The organism is Streptomyces sp. NPDC102360, assembly GCF_044766085.1.
Lineage (GTDB): Bacteria > Actinomycetota > Actinomycetes > Streptomycetales > Streptomycetaceae > Streptomyces.
This window is the reverse complement of sequence record NZ_JBIWLG010000009.1, coordinates 364,903-382,204: the sequence shown is the minus strand read 5'-3', so window position 1 is coordinate 382,204 and position 17,302 is coordinate 364,903. Positions and strand designations below refer to the sequence as shown.

General features: G+C 70.9%; 18 protein-coding genes and 1 riboswitch. Of the genes, 12 read left to right on the top strand and 6 right to left on the bottom strand.

Annotated features, from left to right (window positions below; translation table 11 throughout):
- Positions 1-248: 248 nt before the first annotated feature.
- Positions 249-1,796, bottom strand: a complete 1,548-nt coding sequence (locus tag ACIRHA_RS31390) for a class I adenylate-forming enzyme family protein (RefSeq protein WP_403852851.1) — start codon at positions 1,794-1,796, stop codon at positions 249-251.
- Positions 1,797-1,943: 147 nt separating this feature from the next.
- Here ACIRHA_RS31390 and ACIRHA_RS31385 point away from each other — a divergent pair, with 147 nt between their 5' ends.
- The 4 genes from ACIRHA_RS31385 to ACIRHA_RS31370 all read left to right on the top strand — a co-directional run bounded on the left by ACIRHA_RS31385 (position 1,944) and on the right by ACIRHA_RS31370 (position 6,153).
- Positions 1,944-3,146: an amidohydrolase family protein gene (locus ACIRHA_RS31385; RefSeq protein ID WP_403852849.1), complete on the top strand. Its 1,203-nt coding sequence runs from the start codon at positions 1,944-1,946 to the stop codon at positions 3,144-3,146.
- Positions 3,147-3,156: 10 nt separating this feature from the next.
- Positions 3,157-4,329: an acyl-CoA dehydrogenase family protein gene (locus tag ACIRHA_RS31380; protein WP_403852847.1), complete on the top strand. Its 1,173-nt coding sequence runs from the start codon at positions 3,157-3,159 to the stop codon at positions 4,327-4,329.
- Between the two features lie 2 nt (positions 4,330-4,331).
- Positions 4,332-5,189, top strand: a complete 858-nt coding sequence (locus ACIRHA_RS31375; protein ID WP_403852845.1) for an acyl-CoA dehydrogenase family protein — start codon at positions 4,332-4,334, stop codon at positions 5,187-5,189.
- Between the two features lie 508 nt (positions 5,190-5,697).
- The gene (locus ACIRHA_RS31370) at positions 5,698-6,153 is read left to right on the top strand and encodes an ATP-binding protein (RefSeq protein ID WP_403852843.1); all 456 of its coding nucleotides are present in this window, start codon (positions 5,698-5,700) and stop codon (positions 6,151-6,153) included.
- Between the two features lie 79 nt (positions 6,154-6,232).
- Here ACIRHA_RS31370 and ACIRHA_RS31365 read toward each other — a convergent pair whose 3' ends face one another.
- Positions 6,233-7,159, bottom strand: coding sequence for a cyclase family protein (locus tag ACIRHA_RS31365; protein ID WP_403852841.1), 927 nt, complete (start codon positions 7,157-7,159; stop codon positions 6,233-6,235).
- Between the two features lie 135 nt (positions 7,160-7,294).
- Here ACIRHA_RS31365 and ACIRHA_RS31360 point away from each other — a divergent pair, with 135 nt between their 5' ends.
- From ACIRHA_RS31360 to ACIRHA_RS31345, 4 genes are all read left to right on the top strand, one after another.
- Entirely contained in the window at positions 7,295-8,209 is a 915-nt protein-coding gene (locus ACIRHA_RS31360) for an SDR family oxidoreductase (protein ID WP_403852839.1), read from the top strand.
- 15 nt (positions 8,210-8,224) lie between these two features.
- Positions 8,225-9,421, top strand: coding sequence for an acyl-CoA dehydrogenase family protein (locus tag ACIRHA_RS31355; RefSeq protein WP_403852837.1), 1,197 nt, complete (start codon positions 8,225-8,227; stop codon positions 9,419-9,421).
- On the top strand, positions 9,418-10,467 hold the full coding sequence (locus ACIRHA_RS31350; protein WP_403852835.1) for a Zn-dependent alcohol dehydrogenase: 1,050 nt from the start codon (positions 9,418-9,420) through the stop codon (positions 10,465-10,467). Before ACIRHA_RS31355 ends, ACIRHA_RS31350 begins: the two co-directional genes overlap by 4 nt.
- A 94-nt stretch (positions 10,468-10,561) precedes the next feature.
- A complete protein-coding gene (locus tag ACIRHA_RS31345; RefSeq protein WP_403852833.1) occupies positions 10,562-11,185 on the top strand; it encodes a flavin reductase family protein in 624 nt (207 codons plus the stop codon).
- Positions 11,186-11,201: 16 nt separating this feature from the next.
- On the opposite strand, the gene ACIRHA_RS31340 is transcribed toward ACIRHA_RS31345, so the two are convergent.
- On the bottom strand, positions 11,202-12,572 hold the full coding sequence (locus ACIRHA_RS31340) for an MFS transporter (RefSeq protein WP_403852831.1): 1,371 nt from the start codon (positions 12,570-12,572) through the stop codon (positions 11,202-11,204).
- A 19-nt stretch (positions 12,573-12,591) separates the two neighbouring features.
- On the opposite strand from ACIRHA_RS31340, the gene ACIRHA_RS31335 reads away from it, so the two are divergent.
- Positions 12,592-13,614: a GlxA family transcriptional regulator gene (locus ACIRHA_RS31335; RefSeq protein ID WP_403852830.1), complete on the top strand. Its 1,023-nt coding sequence runs from the start codon at positions 12,592-12,594 to the stop codon at positions 13,612-13,614.
- A gap of 200 nt (positions 13,615-13,814) precedes the next feature.
- On the opposite strand, the gene ACIRHA_RS31330 is transcribed toward ACIRHA_RS31335, so the two are convergent.
- Both ACIRHA_RS31330 and ACIRHA_RS31325 read right to left on the bottom strand, forming a co-directional pair.
- Positions 13,815-14,084: a hypothetical protein gene (locus ACIRHA_RS31330; RefSeq protein ID WP_403852828.1), complete on the bottom strand. Its 270-nt coding sequence runs from the start codon at positions 14,082-14,084 to the stop codon at positions 13,815-13,817.
- The gene (locus ACIRHA_RS31325) at positions 14,081-14,377 is read right to left on the bottom strand and encodes a hypothetical protein (protein ID WP_403852826.1); all 297 of its coding nucleotides are present in this window, start codon (positions 14,375-14,377) and stop codon (positions 14,081-14,083) included. The genes ACIRHA_RS31330 and ACIRHA_RS31325 overlap by 4 nt, the downstream gene beginning before the upstream one ends.
- A gap of 177 nt (positions 14,378-14,554) precedes the next feature.
- On the opposite strand from ACIRHA_RS31325, the gene ACIRHA_RS31320 reads away from it, so the two are divergent.
- The 3 genes from ACIRHA_RS31320 (at position 14,555) to ACIRHA_RS31310 (ending at position 16,345) form a co-directional block, all read left to right on the top strand.
- Positions 14,555-14,845: a winged helix-turn-helix domain-containing protein gene (locus ACIRHA_RS31320; protein ID WP_403852824.1), complete on the top strand. Its 291-nt coding sequence runs from the start codon at positions 14,555-14,557 to the stop codon at positions 14,843-14,845.
- 74 nt (positions 14,846-14,919) lie between these two features.
- A riboswitch (SAM riboswitch) is annotated at positions 14,920-15,006 on the top strand.
- Between the two features lie 10 nt (positions 15,007-15,016).
- Complete coding sequence (locus ACIRHA_RS31315) at positions 15,017-15,655, top strand: GNAT family N-acetyltransferase (RefSeq protein ID WP_403852822.1); 639 nt, start codon at positions 15,017-15,019, stop codon at positions 15,653-15,655.
- 3 nt (positions 15,656-15,658) lie between these two features.
- Positions 15,659-16,345: a 50S ribosomal protein L11 methyltransferase gene (locus tag ACIRHA_RS31310; protein ID WP_403852820.1), complete on the top strand. Its 687-nt coding sequence runs from the start codon at positions 15,659-15,661 to the stop codon at positions 16,343-16,345.
- Between the two features lie 87 nt (positions 16,346-16,432).
- On the opposite strand, the gene ACIRHA_RS31305 is transcribed toward ACIRHA_RS31310, so the two are convergent.
- Positions 16,433-17,278 (bottom strand): enoyl-CoA hydratase/isomerase family protein, encoded by an 846-nt coding sequence (locus ACIRHA_RS31305; protein ID WP_403852818.1) that lies wholly within the window; start codon positions 17,276-17,278, stop codon positions 16,433-16,435.
- Between the last annotated feature and the right edge of the window lie 24 nt (positions 17,279-17,302).

Below are 17,302 nucleotides of genomic sequence, written 5' to 3'. Positions count from 1 at the left end.
CGGTGTGGCCCCGCGTCTAACTCACCCGCCCCGGGGGGCCGCCCCACCCACCCGGGGGGGGGGCAAAAACCACCCCCGCCTTTTGGGCGCCCCGCCGGGGGGGGGGGGGGGGGCCCCCCGCGGCCGCAACCCCCGACGACGGGGCGAAAGATCGGGGCTCTGCCCCGGACCCCGCTCCTCAATCGCCGGAGGGGCTTAAATTGGCCGCACCGGAGCTTGATGGGTGCCGCACCGGGGCTTGAGAAGCCTCAATTGCCCGCGGAGCTTGAGGTGAAGCGCTCCCGCAGCTTGTACTTCAGGACTTTGCGGAGCGTTTCGTTGCGCGGGAGCGCGTCCACCAGCTCCAGCTGTTCCGGCAGCTTGAAGGTGGAGAGGCCCTGGCCGCGCAGGTACGCGGTGAGGACAGGCAGGGTCAACGGGGCCTGGCCCGAACGGAGTTCGAGCACCGCGCACACCCGCTCCCCCCGCTCCGCATCCGGCAGACCGATCACCGCCGCGTCCTGCACCGCGGGGTGTGCGTGCAGCAGGTCCTCGATCTCCTTCGCGGAGATGTTCTCGCCCTTGCGGATGATGACGTCCTTGGCGCGGCCCGTCAGGACCAGGTGCCCCTCGGGCAGTACGTGGCCCAGGTCGCCGGTGATCAGGAAGCCGTCCTCGTCGAAGGCGTCCGCGCTCTGGCGCGGGTCGAGGTAGCCCTGGCAGACGGCCTCGCCGCGCAGCCGTACGTCGCCGTCGACGCCGGGCGGCACCTGCTTGCCCTCGGCGTCGACGACGCGGATCTCCATGCCCTCGGGCGGCCGCCCCTCCGTCGTCGCGAGGTTCTCCGCCGTGTCGTCCGGCGCCCCCATCGTGATCATCGGCACCTCGGTCATGCCGTATCCGTGGGTGAGCTGGACGTCCATCTCGCGGACGACGGAGTGGTAGACCTCCGGTGGTTTGGGGGCGCCCCCGCCCGCGAGCAGGCGCAGCGTGGGGATCAACTTCCGTGCCGGGTCCTTGCGTTGCTCGGTCAGGAACATCGAGTAGAAGGCCGTGGAGCCGCCCGCGACCGTCACCCCGTGCCTGCGGTACTCGTCCAGCGAGTCCGGCATCGCGAAGTGCTCGAACATCGCCGCCGGGAAGCCGTACAGGAGCAGCATCACGGTGTAGTCGGGGCCCGCTATGTGCGCGAACGGGAACGCCATCGAGCCGACGTCCGACGACGACAGGTGCAGCGCGTGGGCCAGGCAGGAGCCGCCCGCGATGAGGGAACGGTCCGTGTGCAGCACGCCCTTGGGGTCGGACGTCGTGCCCGAGGTCCAGTAGATCCAGCGGACGTCCGTTCCGGAGGCGGGGGGCGGCGGCAGTACGGCCGGGTCGCCCTCCGGCAGGTTCTCGTACGCCTCGAAGATGCCGCGCGCGCCGAGGCGCCGGGCCATGTCGGTGTGGTCGAAGCCGCGCCACACGCCCGGTGTCGCGAAGAAGTCGGCCTTCGACTCCCGTAGCGCGAAGCCGACTTCGCGGTCCCGGTAGAAGGGGATGATCGGTGTCTGGACGGCCCCGATGCGGGCGAGCGCGAAGGAGAGCAGGGCCGTCTCGATGCGGGTGGGGAGCTGCCAGGCGACCACGGTGCCGGGGCGGATGCCCAGGTCGTACAGGCCCGCCGCCACGCGTTCGCCGCGGTCGCGCAGTTCGCCGAAGGTCAGGGTGCGTTCGCCCTGGAGCAGCACCGGGTGGTCGGGGGTGAGTTCGGCGCGGCGCTCGACCAGCTCCCAGAGCGTGCGGGAGGCGCCCAGGGCGTGTGCGGTGTCGGTCATCTCCATACCCCTTCACGGCCGGTGCCGTCACCTGACGGGTTGTCAGATATGGCTGAGAGCGTAAGTCCGCGCTCCTTGTCGGTCCAGAGGTGCGGGGCTAGCCTGCTATCTGACGGGTCATCAGATACGGCGAGGGGCTGAACACTCATGACGGAACTGCCGCGCATCGTCAGCGTCGACGACCATGTGATCGAACCGGCCCATCTCTTCGAGACCTGGCTGCCGGCCAAGTACCGGGACAGGGGGCCGAAGCCGCTGACCGAGGGAATCGGTGAACTCGCCTACGTGGCGGGCAAGTATCAGATCACGATGGATCCGGCGGGGCCGCCCACGGACTGGTGGATCTACGAGGACCTCAAGTTCCCGTACAAGCGCAACATCGCGGCCGTCGGCTTCGACCGCGACGACATGACGCTGGAAGGGATCACGCGGGCCGAGATGCGCCGCGGGTGCTGGGACCCCAAGGCCCGCCTCGCCGACATGGACCTCAACCACGTCGAGGCCAGCCTCTGCTTCCCGACCTTCCCGCGCTTCTGCGGGCAGACCTTCGCGGAGGCGCACGACAAGGAGGTCGCGCTGGCCTGCGTGCGCGCCTACAACGACTGGATGGTCGAGGAGTGGTGCGGGGACAGCGGCGGCCGGCTGATCCCGCTGTGCATCATCCCGCTGTGGGACGTCGAACTCGCCGTCGCGGAGATCCGGCGCAATGCCGCGCGCGGCGTCAAGGCCGTGACGTTCTCCGAGATCCCCACCCACCTGGGGCTGCCGTCCATCCACTCCGGCTACTGGGACCCGTTCTTCGCCGTGTGCCAGGAGACCGGGACGGTCGTCAACATGCACATCGGCTCCAGCTCGCAGATGCCGGCCGCGTCCCCGGACGCGCCGCCCGCCGTCCAGGCCTCGCTCAGCTTCAACAACGCGATGGCCTCGATGATGGACTTCCTGTTCAGCGGCGTCCTCGTGAAGTTCCCGCGGCTCAAGCTCGCGTACAGCGAGGGGCAGATGGGCTGGGTGCCGTACGCCCTGGAGCGCGCCGACGACGTGTGGGAGGAGCACCGCGCGTGGGGCGGCGTCCGGGACCTGATCCCCGAGCCGCCGTCCACGTACTACTACCGGCAGATCTTCTGCTGCTTCTTCCGCGACAAGCACGGGGTGGCGTCCATCGACACCGTCGGCCGGGACAACGCGACGTTCGAGACGGACTATCCGCACGTCGACTCGACCTTCCCGAACACCAAGGAGGTCGCGCTCGACCACGTGAAGGGCCTCGACGACGAGACGATCTACAAGCTGATGCGCGGCAACGCCATCCGCATGCTCGGTCTGGACCTCGACAAGGACCGCAAGTAGGGCGACCGCCATGGACCTCACGTACACGGACGAAGAAGAGGGGTTCCGGGCGCGGCTTCGGGAGTGGCTGGGCGGCGTGCTGCCCACGCTGCCCCCGAAGCCGTCGCCCGACGACTGGCCGGGCAGACGCGCGTACGACGTGGGCTGGCAGCGGCGCCTGTACGACGCCGGGTACGGGGACGTGCACTGGGACGCCTCGCCCACGAAGAGGCTCATCTTCCTGGAGGAGACCGAAAAGGTAGGCGCACCCTACGTAGGCGCGAATTTCGTCGGGCTGTTGCACGCGGGGCCGACCATCGCCGCCGAGGGCAGCCCCGGCCAGCGGGACCGGTGGCTCGCGCCGATCCTGCGCGGGGACGAGGTGTGGTGCCAGGGGTTCAGCGAACCGGACGCCGGGTCCGATCTGGCGGCGCTGCGGACGAAGGCCAGGCGCGAGGGCGACGAGTACGTGATCAGCGGCTCGAAGATCTGGACCTCGCACGCCGAGGTCGCCGACTGGTGCGAACTCCTCGTCCGCACCGACCCGTCGGCGCCCAAGCACCGCGGCATCTCCTGGCTCGCCATGCCCATGGACGCGCCCGGCATCACGGTGCGGCCGCTGCGCACGCTCGCCGGGTCGACCGAGTTCGCCGAGATGTTCCTCGACGACGTACGGGTGCCGGTCGGCAACCGGGTCGGCGAGGAGAACGACGGCTGGCGCGTGACCATGGTGACCCTGTCCTTCGAGCGCGGCACCGCGTTCGTCGGCGAGGTCGTCGCCTGCCGCCGGGTCCTCGGCGAACTCGCCGCCCACGCGAAGAAGACCGGCCGCTGGGACGATGCCGTGCTCCGCCGCGAACTTGCGCTGCTCTCAGCCGAGTTCAGCGCCCTGTGGCGGCTCACCCAGTGGAACGTGAGCGAGGCACAGGCGACCGGCGGCGTGCCGGGCGTGGGTGGCTCGGTCTTCAAGCTGCGCTACTCGCACGCCCGGCAGCGGCTGTACGAGGCCGCGGCCAAGGTCCTCGGCGCCGCGGGCGCGCTCGACACCGACCAGGAGTGGACGCTCGACAGGCTTTCCTCGCTGTCGTACACGATCGCCGCGGGCACCTCGCAGATCCAGCGCAACATCGTCGCCGAGCGGATCCTCGGGCTGCCCAAGTCGTCAACCGGGTCTTCAACCAGGTCTTCAAAGGGGGGACGGTAGGTGTGCACTTCCAACTGACCGAGGAACAACGGGCGTTGCGCGACGGTACGCGGGAGCTGCTCGCCGGGCGGTTCGGGCGGGACGCGCTGCGGGCCGCTGTGGACGCACCGGAGATCGACCGGGCCCTCTGGCGCGAGCTGGGCGGGGCCGGGCTCTTCTCGCTGTGTCTGCCGGAGGCGGCGGGCGGTGTCGGGCTCGGCCTGCCGGACGCCGTCGTGGTGTTCGAGGAGGTGGGGCGGGCCCTGGTCCCCGGCCCGCTGGTGGCCACCTTCCTCGCGGCGGGCGAGGTGCCGGGCGCCGCGGCGGGCGAGGCGGTGGTGACCGCGCCGTACGGCAACCTGCTGGCGTGGCGGGACGGCGCGGACGTGGTGCGCGGCGACGTGTCCGCGGCCCGCCCGATCGCCTCGGCGGACCCGCTCACCCCCCTGCACGCCCTCCCCGAGCCCGCCCCCGTCCCCCTCGAAGCGACCCTCCTGTACGCGGCCGAACAGCTCGGCTCGGCCGGCCGGACGCTCGACATGGCGGTCCAACACGCCCGGGAGCGCGAACAGTTCGGATCACCGATCGGGTCGTTCCAGGCCGTGAAGCACTTGTGCGCCGAGATGCTCGTACGGGTGGAGGTGGCCCGCGCCGCCGTGTACGCGGCGGCCGTCACCGCCGACCCGGTCGAGGTCGCGGCGGCCGAACTGCTCGCCGACGAGGCCGCCGTGCAGGGCGCCCGCGACTGCCTCCAGGTGCACGGCGGCATGGGCTTCACCTGGGAGGCGGACGTGCACCTGCATCTGAAGCGGGCGTGGGTGCGGGCCGAGTTGGGCGGCAGCGCGAGGGACGCGGAGGAGGCGCTCGCGGCCGCGCTCTGACCTACGTAAGAAGTGGCCGCGCGTCCGGAAAGCGGACGCGCGGCTGTCTGAGCGGAGGGCCTGAGCAAGGGTGCACGCACAGTTACCGTGCGTGGTTACCGGGTTGTGTCCTGCGCCGGGCTCGTCACGGCACGGAGTCGGCGTCCCGCTCCGGTACCTTGTTGCGATGCGAGTGGTGCTGAACCCGAGCGACGGCGCCGGTGTTGCCTCCGAGGCGGCTCCGGCTCCCGCATCGTGTCGGATTACGGCCCTGCCACGAGGCGCCTCTCGCGGTGCGGGGCGGTATTCCGTCCCCGTCTGTTCGACCCCCGGCAAGACGCGTCGCACAGTATGCCGTACGCGTACTCCTTCGCGCTGGAATATGCCCGAAGCGCTTGTTGGGGTGACTGTACGTCAACCATGCTGTGTCTCAAGGGGTTCACGTTCCGTGATCCCTCTCACTGGTCAGCACGGTAAGTGGCGCGAGGCAGTACTCCAGCGGTCCCGCCGGATTCGGATGGTGTGAGCGGTGCAGGTGCTTCAGGTTCAACTGGAGGTCGGGGCCGACCCCGCGGAAGTGGGGCGGGCCCGCAGGTGGGCGCGTTCGCGTCTCGCCGGTTCGGGCATAGAGGCCGACGAGTCCTTGGCGGAGACGCTGATTCTGATCGTCTCCGAGCTGGTCACCAACGCGGTGGTGCACACGGGCCGGCCGGCCGTGCTGCGGATGGCGCTGCCCAGTGGCGTCCCCGCGGCGTGCCTCGGCACCGTACGCGTGGAGGTCGCGGACACCTGCGAGCGGCCTCCGGCGCCCCGGCATGCGGAGGGCGAGGAGACGAACGGGCGGGGGCTCGAACTCGTCGACGGGCTCGCGGACCGGTGGGGCTGGCGCCCCGAGGGGGCCGGCAAGGCGATCTGGTGCGAGATCGACCAGTGCGCGGTGGCGACGGCCGGCGCGTTCCAGGGTGTGGCGTTCGAAGCGGTGTGAGCGCGCACGAAGCGGCGCGGGCCCCGTGGGGGGTGCCCGCGCCGCTTTCCGTGTCCGGTGGGCCGTCAGAACACGACCGTCAGAACACCGCCACCGGAGCCACCGGCGTTCCCGTCCCGCCCTGGAAGGGTTCCGGCATCGCGGACAGCAGGAACGAATAACGCCCGACTTCTCCACAGGCTGTGGACAAAGTTTCGAGATTCCAGTTCTGGCCCTGCAACATGCCCATCTCGACCAGGTCGAGCGCGTGCACGGGCAGCCAGAGGTTCTCGATCTCCGGTGGGAAGATCTCGAAGGTCAGGGTGTCGTTCGCGACCGCTGCCACGTCCCGTGCGTGGAACCACTCGGGCGTACGCACCGAAAGCCCGGGTGACGGGTAGCCGTAGCCGTGCTTGTCCCCGGCCAGGTACACCTGGATCTGCCCGGTGCGGACGAGCACGATGTCGCCTGCCCCGACCGTCACCCGGCCGAACTCGGCCGCCTCGTCGAGGTCTTCGGGGGTGACCGCGTGGTCCCCGGGCAGCCGGTCGAGCCCCTTCGCCGCCGCCACGTCGAGCAGTACACCGCGCGAGACGATGTACGGCGCCTTGTCGATGCCGCTGAACCGGGCGCCGTGGTGCGCCGTGATGGTGTCGGCGGGGCGGCCGTTGTAGAGCTTGCCGGAGTGCGAGACGTGCGTGAGGGCGTCCCAGTGGGTGGCCGCCTGGAGGCCCATCGTCACCGCGTCATCGCTGGTGGCGACGGTTTCCGGGCCGAAGATCTCCTGGTTGATCTGCACCATCGTGTGGAACGGGTTGATGCGGCCGGGGATCAGGCCCGACTGCACGCCGTCCTCCTTGAGAGGTAGCGCGAGGGGGACGCGGCGGCCCGTGCGGACCTCGGTGGCGGCCTCGCGCACGACGTCGTCGGTGACGAGATTCAGGGTGCCGATCTCATCGGCCTCCCCCCAACGCCCCCAGTTGTTCACGCGTTTGGCGATGTCGTGGAACTCGGCGGGCAGGGGCATCGGGTCCTCCCGGGTGTGGTGTTCCAGGCCTGGGGGTTGTGTTCCAGGTCTTGTGCTGCGGTATCTGACGGGTCGTAGAATCCGACCGGAGTTGAAATCTAACGGGTCGTCAGAAACCGCGGGAAGGGGCCGGGCATGGGGAACTTCTTGGCAGGCAAGGTCGTCGCCGTCACGGGAGCGGGGCGAGGCATCGGCAGGGCGGTGGCGCTCGCGTGCGCCGCCGAGGGCGCGAAGGTCGTCGTCAACGACTACGGGGTGTCGATGGAAGGTGGCGAGCCCACGTCGGACGTGGCGCTGGGCGTCGTCAAGGAGATCGAGGCGGCGGGCGGCACGGCGGTCGCCGTGGCCGACGACGTGTCGACGATGGCCGGTGGCCAGCGCATCGTGGACACGGCCGTGAACGAGTACGGGCGGATCGACGGAGTGGTGTGCGTCGCCGGGATCCTGCGCGAGCGGATGCTGTTCAACATGTCCGAGGACGAGTGGGACCCGGTCGTCCAGACGCACCTCAAGGGCACCTTCACCGTCTTCCGGGCCGCGTCCGCCGTCATGCGCAAGCAGAAGGCCGGCACGCTCATCGGCTTCACCAGCGGAAACCACCAGGGCTCCGTGGCGCAGGCCAACTACAGCTCCGCCAAGGGCGGCATCATCTCGCTGGTGCGCAGCGCGGCCCTCGGGCTCAACAAGTACGGCGTGACCGCGAACGCCGTCGCGCCCGTGGCCCGTACGCGGATGTCGGCGAACGTGCCGATGGAGCTGAAGGAGATCGGGGAGCCGGAGGACGTCGCGGCCTTCGTCGTCTATCTGCTCAGCGAGCGGGCCCGCGAGGAGAAGATCACCGGGCAGGTCTACACGGTGGCCGGGCCGAAGATCGCCGTGTGGGCGCAGCCGCGTGAGCTGCGCGCCGGGTACGCGGACGGCGGGCCCTGGACGCCGGAGAAGATCGCGGACTTCCTGCCGGGGACGGTCGGCACCGACCCCATGCCGCTCCTTGAGCAGCTCCAGGAAATGGCGCGAGCGGCGGCCGCCAAGGAACGACCCAACCAGTAACGGGGGTGGCGGGGCGTGGAGTTCGGGTTCGACAAGGCGGACAACGAGGACGCGGCCTTTCGCGGCGAGGTCCGGGAGTGGCTCGAGAAACATCTGGACGAGCGGTTCACGGACGCCGTGGGGCGCGGCGGCCCAGGCAGTGAGCACGAGGGCGGCACCGAACGGCGTGCCTGGGAACAGGAGTTGGGCACGGGCGGCTGGATCGGCATCGGCTGGGGCCGGGAGGGCTTCGGCAACCGGGTCGCCACGCTCACCCAGCAGGTCGTCTGGGCGGAGGAGTACGCGCGCGTGCGGGCGCCGGGCCGCTACGGCCACATCGGCGAGAACCTCCTGGCCCCCACCCTGCTCGCGTACGGCACGGAGGAGCAGCAGAGCCGCTTCCTGCCGCCGATCGCGCGCGGCGAGGACCTGTGGTGCCAGGGCTACAGCGAGCCGGGGGCGGGCTCCGACCTGGCATCGCTGCGTACGTCGGCGACCCGCGACAAGGACGGCCGCTGGCGGGTGAGCGGCCAGAAGGTGTGGACGTCGCTCGCCCGCGAGGCCGACTGGTGCTTCGTGCTGGCCCGCACCGACCCGGACGCGCGCCGCCATCGCGGGATCTCCTTCCTCCTGGTCCCCATGGACCAGCCGGACCACATCGACGTACGGCCGATCCGGCAGCTCACCGGGACGAGCGAGTTCAACGAGGTGTTCTTCGACGGCGCCGTCGCCGAGGAGGTCGTCGGCGGCGAGGGCGAGGGCTGGAAGGTCGCCATGGGGCTGCTCGCCTTCGAGCGTGGGGTGTCCACCCTCGCTCAGCAGATCGGGTTCGGCGAGGAGTTGCGGGCGGTCGTACGGACGGCCACCGCCAACGATGCGATCCGCGACCCCCTCGTACGGGCCGCGCTCGTACGGCTGTGGGCCGAGTTGCGCACGATGCGGTGGAACGCGCTGCGCACCCTCGGCGGTGCGCCCGACGCGGGCGCGCCGAGCGTCGCCAAGCTGCTGTGGGGCGGCTGGCACCAGCGGCTCGGCGAGCTGGCCCTGCGGGTCCGGGGCGCGGAGGCGTCCGTCGGCCCCACGGACTGGACGCCCGACGCACCCTACGAACTCGACGAACAGCAGCGCCTGTTCCTCTTCACCCGGGCCGACACGATCTACGGCGGCTCGGACGAGATCCAGCGCACCATCATCGCCGAGCGGGTGCTCGGCCTGCCCAGGGAGGCCACGTGAGGGGTGTCGTGTTCGACGGCCAACAGGCCGTTGTCGTAGACGACTTGGAGATACGGGATCCGGGCCCGGGGGAGGTGCTCGTCGGCGTCGCCGCCGCGGGTCTCTGCCACAGCGACCTGTCGGTGATCGACGGGACGATCCCGTTCCCGCGCCCGGTGGTCCTCGGGCACGAGGGCGCGGGCGTGGTGGAGGCGGTGGGCGCGGGCGTGACGCATGTGGCGGCCGGGGACCATGTGGCGTTGTCCACGCTCGCCAACTGCGGGGCCTGCGCGGAGTGCGACCGGGGCCGGCCGACGATGTGCCGCAAGGCGATCGGCATGCCGCAGAAACCGTTCGCGCGGGGCGGCGAGCAGCTGTACCAGTTCGCCTCGAACTCGGCGTTCGCCGAGCGGACCGTGGTGAAGGCCGTGCAGGCGGTGAAGATCCCGAAGGAGATCCCGCTGACCTCGGCCGCGCTGATCGGGTGCGGGGTGCTGACGGGTGTGGGTGCGGTCCTGAACCGGGCGCGGGTCGACCGGGGGGACACGGTGGTCGTGATCGGGACGGGGGGAGTGGGTCTGAACGTGCTTCAAGGCGCGCGTGTGGCGGGGGCACTTCGCATCGTCGCGGTGGACTCGAATCCCGCGAAGGAGGAGGTGGCGCGGCAGTTCGGCGCGACGGACTTCCTCACGGATGCCGGCGCCGTACGGGAGGTGCTGCCGGACGGAGCGGACCACGTCTTCGAGTGCGTCGGCCGGGTCGAGCTGATCCGGACCGCGATAGACCTCCTCGACCGGCACGGCCAGGCGGTCATCCTCGGGATGCCGGCGGCGAAGGCGGAGGCGTCCTTCGTGCCCGCCGAACTGTTCCTGGACAAGTCGATCCTCGGCTGCCGCTACGGCTCCTCGCGCCCGCAGCGCGACATCAAGCTGTACGCGGACCTGTACGCGCAGGGCCGGCTGCTGCTCGACGAGCTGGTGACACGGACGTACCCGGTGGAGGACTTCGGGAAGGCGGTCGAGGACGCGGAGGCGGGGAAGGTGGCGCGCGGGGTGCTGACCTTCTGACGTTGGGGCGGCGGGGGACGCGGCGGCCGCCGGGGCTCGTCCGGACCGGGCGGGGCTGCCGCACCCCTTCCAATCTGACGACCCGTCAACTTCAATGGGTTCCATGATGGGACACGCAGGGATGGCGGCCACCGTCGTCCGTTACCTCAGGTCGGTCGGCGCTCCCACCGCGGAGTCACCGGTGGAGGCGCTGCCGCGACCGGATCTCCGGGCCGTCGGCGACGACGAGCGCGCTCCTGTGGATCCGGCCGAATTCCGGCGCGTCATGGGCGAGTTCGCCAGCGGGGTGACCGTGGTGACCGCGACCGAACCGGACGCGGGCGCCGCCGGCTTCGCCTGCCAGTCCTTCGCGTCCCTGTCCCTCGACCCGCCGCTCGTCGCGTTCATGGTGGCGCGGACCTCGACGACGTGGCCGCGGATCGCGCGGGCGGGGTCGTTCTGCGTGAACGTACTGGGCGCGGACCAGGGCGAGTTGTGCCGGGGCTTCGCGGTCAGCGGGGCGGACAAGTTCGCCGGTGTCGCGTATGACGAGGCGCCGGTGTCGGGCGCGCCGCGGCTTGACGGCGCCGCCGCGTGGATCGACTGCGCCATCCACGCGGTGCACACGGGCGGGGACCACCTGATCGTCGTGGGCCGCGTGTCGGCACTCGGCTCGGCGGACGGCGGCGCGGGGCCGCTGGTCTTCCACCGGGGCGCGTTCTCGGCCCTACGCGGCTGAGGGCGCGTTCTCGGCGCTACGCGGCTGACGGCACCGGGGTGGCGTCGGCCCGCCCGCGCCGGATGATCAGCGACATCAGCGCCGCCGCCGCGCACAGCGCTCCCGAGGCGTACCAGACCACGTCGTACGACCCGAATACATCCCGCGCCACGCCACCCAGGAAGGCCACGATCGCGGCCCCCACCTGGTGCGAGGCGAGCACCCAGCCGAACACGATCGCACTGTCCTCGCCATAGTGCTCCCGGCACAAGGCAATGGTCGGCGGAACAGTGGCGACCCAGTCGAGCCCGTAGAACACGATGAAGAACAGCATCGGCGGCCGGACGTCCGGCGCGAGCAGCATCGGCAGGAAGAGCAGCGAGACGCCGCGCAGCGCGTAGTACACCGCGAGCAGCCGGCGCGCCTCGATCCGGTCGGTGAACCAGCCCGACGCGACCGTCCCGACGACGTCGAAGACGCCGATGACGGCGAGCAGCGAAGCGGCCGTGGTGATGGGCATGTGGTGATCGTGGGCCGCGGGCACGAAGTGCGTCTTGACCAGGCCGTTCGTGGAGGCGCCGCAGATCGCGAAGGTGCCGGCGAGCAGCCAGAAGGGCCCCGTGCGGGCGGCCCTCACGAGGACGGTCACGGCCCGCTTCCCCGCTCCCCGCACGGGTGCCGGCTTCGGCACGAACTCCTTGGCCCCGTACGGCTCCACACCGGCGTCGGCGGGGTGGTCGCGCAGCAGCAGCCACACGAGCGGGACGACGGCGAGCGCCGAGAGCGCCACGGTCACGGCGGCGGGCCGCCAGCCGTGCCGGTCGACGATCCAGGACAGCAGCGGCAGGAAGACCAGCTGCCCGGAGGCCCCGGCCGCGGTCAGCACCCCGGTGACAAGCCCGCGCCGCGCGACGAACCAGCGGTTGGTGACGGTGGCGGCGAAGGCGAGCGCCATCGAGCCGCTCCCGAGCCCCACCAACACACCCCAGTACATGACCAGTTGCCAGGCGGCCGTCATCCACACGGTGAGCAGCGACCCGCCGCTGATGACGAGCAGCGCGACGGCGACGACCTTCCGTATCCCGAACCGGTCCATGAGCGCGGCGGCGAACGGGGCCGTGACCCCGTACAGCGCGAGGTTCACGGACACGGCGAAGCCGATGGTGCCGCGCGACCAGCCGAACCCCGTGCCGGGATCGTGCAGCGGCTCGATGAGCAGCCCCGGCAGAGAGGCGAAGGCGGCGGCGCCGACGATCGTCACGAACGTGACGGCGGCGACGGCCCAGGCGCGGTGGGGGCGGCGTCGTCTCGGGCGGGCGCCGATCTGAGCCTTCGGTGGTGTCTGCGTCTCGGTCACGTCAGAAGCTTCGGCGGTCCCCGCGCCCGGAACGAGTGGCCCGAATGCCATTATTCGCTAGGATCGGGCCATGGGACCCGCGCGAGGCACCAGAGGAACCAGAGGCACCCGACGGCGCACGCCGCACCGCGTCGCTGTGCTCGCCCTCGACGGCCTCATCCCCTTCGAGTTCGGCATCCCCCAGCGCATCTTCGGCCGCGCTCGCGACGCGACGGGCGCACGCCTGTACGAGGTGGTGACCTGCGCGGTCCGCGGGCCGGGCCGCGTCCGGACCGACGCCGACTACGCGATCCACGTCGAGCACGGACCGGAGGGCCTGGGGACGGCGGACACGGTCATCATCCCGGCCTCCTACGAGATGGGCCCCGTCTACGAAGAGGGCGTCCTCACCCCGGAGTTGGAGGCCGCACTCGTCTGGATCCGCCCCGGGACCCGCATGGTCTCCATCTGCACCGGAAGCTACGTCCTCGCCGCGGCGGGCCTGCTCGACGGCCGGGCCGCCACCACGCACTGGGCGGACGCCGACCACTTCCAGCGCCTGTTCCCGGACATCAAGGTCGACCCGAACGTCCTGTTCATCGACGGCGGCGACGTCCTCTCGTCGGCGGGCGTCGCCGCGGGCATCGACCTGTGCCTGCACCTCGTGCGGCGCGACCACGGCGCGGCGGTGGCCAATGACGTGGCGCGCCGCACCGTCGTACCACCCCACCGGGACGGCGGTCAGGCCCAGTACATCGAACGCCCGCTGCCGGAGCCGCGGTTGGCGTCCACCGCGCGCGCCCGCGCGTGGGCGCTGGAACATCTGGGCGAGCCCATCCAGCTCCGCGACCTGGCGGCCCGCGAATCCCTCTCCGTCCGCACGTTCACGCGCCGCTTCCGCGAGGAGGTCGGCGCGAGCCCCGGCCAATGGCTGACGGCCCAACGGATCGAGCGGGCCCGCCACTTGCTGGAAACGTCCCCGTCCTCCATGGACGACATCGCCCACCAGTCCGGCTTCGGCACGGCCCAGTCCCTCCGCCAGCACTTCCACGCGTCGGTGGGGGTGACACCGACGGCGTACCGGCGGACGTTCCGGGCGGGGGTGGCGGGGTGAGCGGTGGGGGTGCGCCGCTACGCCGGACCGCGCCGACCACCCGTCCTTACGCCTCGGGGCTCCCGCCCTTCTCCCACCCACCCGCCCCCTCCGGGGGCTCCCCGGTCCGCCGGGGTTGCGGACGCGCCTCGCCTCGCCGGACCGCGCCGGCATCGCTTCGGCCCTGGGTGAGGGGGCACCAGGGCCGAAGGTGAGCGGAGTTACGGGAGGCGGGCGCCTCGGGAGTCGGCGATGCGCAAGGTCTGCGTCAGGGATTCGGTCAACCGCCGCGCGATGAAACGGAGTTCGATCGCCGCCACGTCCACGTCCACCAGCAAACCGCGAGACAACGCCAACACCTCGCGTGCGTCCACCAGTTGCTCGTACTCGATCCGGTCCGCCAACCGCGAAAGGTAGCCGTCCGGGTTGTCGGTCACCAGGTAGGCGGAGCGACCGTTCTCGCCCGGCCACGGCAGAAGTCGTGCGCTCATCGAGCCCCTCCCGCCACCGGGACGCGAACGCCGTGGATGTGCCGGGGGCCGATGTCGATGCCCAACGTGGCGAGGTAGAGGGCCCGACGGCGCTCGCGTTGGCGGCGGTGTTCCTCGGGCGTCAGAACGTAGGGACGTACGAGAGCGTGCGCCGCGGCGTCGAGCGGTTCGGTGTGGCGGGGTGGCGGCGCCGGAACGGCGGGCGTGAGGACGACGAGTCTGTGGCGGCCTGGAGGCGGTGGGGTGCAGAGACTCAGCACCCAGGTCAGGATTCGAACGATAAGGTCCAGCATGTCGGCGCCTCCTACGTGGCGTTGACCATGCCCCCGGGCCGGTTCCAGCGGTCGCGGGGGTCAGTCTTCGGCTGACACGCCAACTCTATGCAGACCTGCGCACAGGTGTGGTCAAATCCTAGAGGTGATCATATATGTGCAGGTGCATGCGCAGAGGTGAAGGAATACGGTCACTGTGTGGACTATGAGATTGACCGCACCCGCATCGTCTGGCGTCAGATCGCCGCCGTACTGGCGCACCGCATCGCGACCGAGGAGTACCCGCTGGGGAAGCGATTCCCCTCGGTCGCGGACGTCGCCGCGGAGTTCGACGTGTCCACGAGCACCGGGCAGAAGGCCCTCTACCAGCTCCGCGATGCCGGGCTCCTGAGGATGGAGCACGGCCTGGGCACCTTCGTCGACGACGACGGCCCGGAACTCGCCAAGGACGAGCCCTTTGGCCCGCCCCCGAAGCCGCGCGCCAAGTAGCAGGAGTGCGTTGATCGGCACCGTTCTCCACAAATCACGTTGACCGAGACGCCCGCGACCGCAAGGATCAGCCGCGTTCATCCAGAGGACTTGAGGGATCTGGCCCCGTGACGGTCCGGCAACCTGCGGCAGCAAGGTGCCAACGCCAGGAACGATGAGGAGCGGCACCGCATGCGACCTTGGTTCGACGTCCCCACGCTCAGCGGCTCCCTGGTCCGGCTGGAGGCACTGTCCCTCGACCACGCCGAGGATCTCGCTCTGGCGGCGGAGGAGGACCGCAGCACGTACGCCTTCACGCTCGTCCCCCGTGCCGAGGGGGTCGTCGGCTACCTGGAGGCCCAGTTCGAGCGCGTGGAACAGGGACTCGTCCCGTTCGCGCAGATCCGGCAGAGCGACGGGCGGGCCGTCGGATGCACGGCGTACTGGGACCCGCGCCACTGGCCGGGGAGCCGGGACCTGCGAGCCGTGGAGATCGGCTTCACCTGGCTCGGTGCCCGCGCGCAAGGACGCGGCATCAACACCGACGCCAAGATGCTGCTGATGCGGCACGCCTTCGAGCACCTGCGCGTGGAACGGGTCGACCTCAAGACCGACGCCCGCAACCAGCAGTCCCGCAAGGCGATCGAAAACCTCGGAGCCACCTACGAGGGCGTACTGAGGAACTGGTCGCCGTCCTGGGCCCCGGGGGAGGCCGGCAAGCTCAGGGACTCCGCGATGTACTCCGTCGTGAGATACGAGTGGAACGCCGTGCGGGCCCACCTTCTCCGGCGGTTGGCCGTGCATCGCAGCGAGCCGGTTCGGGGAGCGTGAGGAATGGCTGTGGAGGCAGCGGCACGCGATGACGCCGCGGGTGCGCAGCGGATCGATGCATGGGTTGCCATGGCCCGAGACCTCGACGTCGGCCCGGGGGTGCACAGCCCCTCCGTCTTCTCCGCGTTCCTGGCGGCCAATGTGCTGGATACCCAGGATCAGGTCGTGGTCGACGCGGGGTGCGGCGCAGGGCTCGTCACCATCGCGGCCCTATCAAGCGGCGCTCGCCATGTCGTGGCACAGGACTACGACCCGGCCGCCCTCAACGACACGATGCGCAATGTCACCCGGATCCTCGGCCCCAAGGCGCGCGAGCGTCTTTCGTTGTGGGAAGCCGACTGGCGGCAGCTCGGCCCGATGGCCGCGGACCTCCTGGCGGTGAATCCGCCGCAGCGGCCGACCGCGCTGATGCCCGACGTTCCGCACGACCAGCGCCACCTGCACGACGGGGGCGGTGCAGACGGTCTGGACGGCATCCGTCTGGTCCTGGCACACGCCAACGCGCAGCGCGTACGTACCACTGCCGCCGCGGCCCTGCGGATGGACACCCGTACCTGCGCTGATTGGTCCGCACCCCGGCTGATCGCCGACGCGTGGCTGCCCTTTGCTCCCGCATGGCGCAACCTCGTACCGGATCTGCGCGGACGGGTGGGTATTTGGGAGTTCGCCAGAGAACCACGCAACGCGTGACTGTGACGGGGAATCACGACCAGGTCGTCATTTCCCGTCACAGTCACGCGCTTAACCGTCTCAACCGCCTCAGCCGTCTCAGCCGTCTCAGCGGCCCCGGAAGTCCGGCTTCCTGCGCTCCACGAAGCTTGCTACGCCCTCGTTCGCGTCGTGCGTGGACATGTTCAGCTCCTGAGCCGTGGCCTCTGCTGCGAACGCCGTGCTGCGGTCGGAGTCGAGCGATGCGTTGACCAGCGCCTTGGTCATCGCGAGGGCACGCGTCGGGCCCGCCGCGAGGCGTTCCGCCCAGTCCCTTGCCGCCTTGGGCAACTCGGCGTCCGGGACGACCCTGTTGACGAGGCCGAGCCGTTCCGCGTCGGGGGCGGGCACCGCGTCGCCGAAGAACATGAGCTCCTTGGCGCGCTGCGGGCCGATCAGGCGGGGGAGGAGGTACGCGCCGCCGCCGTCCGGGACGAGGCCGCGGCGGACGAACACCTCGATGAACCGCGCCGATTCGGCCGCCAGAACCAGGTCGCAGGCGAGCGCGAGGTGCGCGCCGATGCCCGCCGCCGTGCCGTTCACCGCCGCGAGCACCGGCTTCTCGCAGTCCTGGACGGCGGTGATCAGGCGCTGCGCGCCGAGGCGGATCATACGGGCGATGTCGCCCACGACCCGCTCCCCGGTGTCGCCGCCCCCGCCCCGCAGGTCGGCGCCGGCGCAGAAGCCCTTGCCCGTCGCGGTGATCACGACGGCCCGTACGTCCGGGTCGGCGGAGGCCTCCGCGAGCAGCGCGATGACGCGTTCCCGCTGGTCCCAGGTGACGGCGTTCATGGCCTCGGGGCGGTTGAGCGTGATCCACGAGACGCCGTTGTCAGTGGCGTGCAGTACCAATGAGTCCAGGGACTTTTCCGGTTCTTCGGGTTGGTCGGGTTCTGCGGGGGAGGCATGTGTCATGGGGGAGCTCCGTCTCGGGAGTGG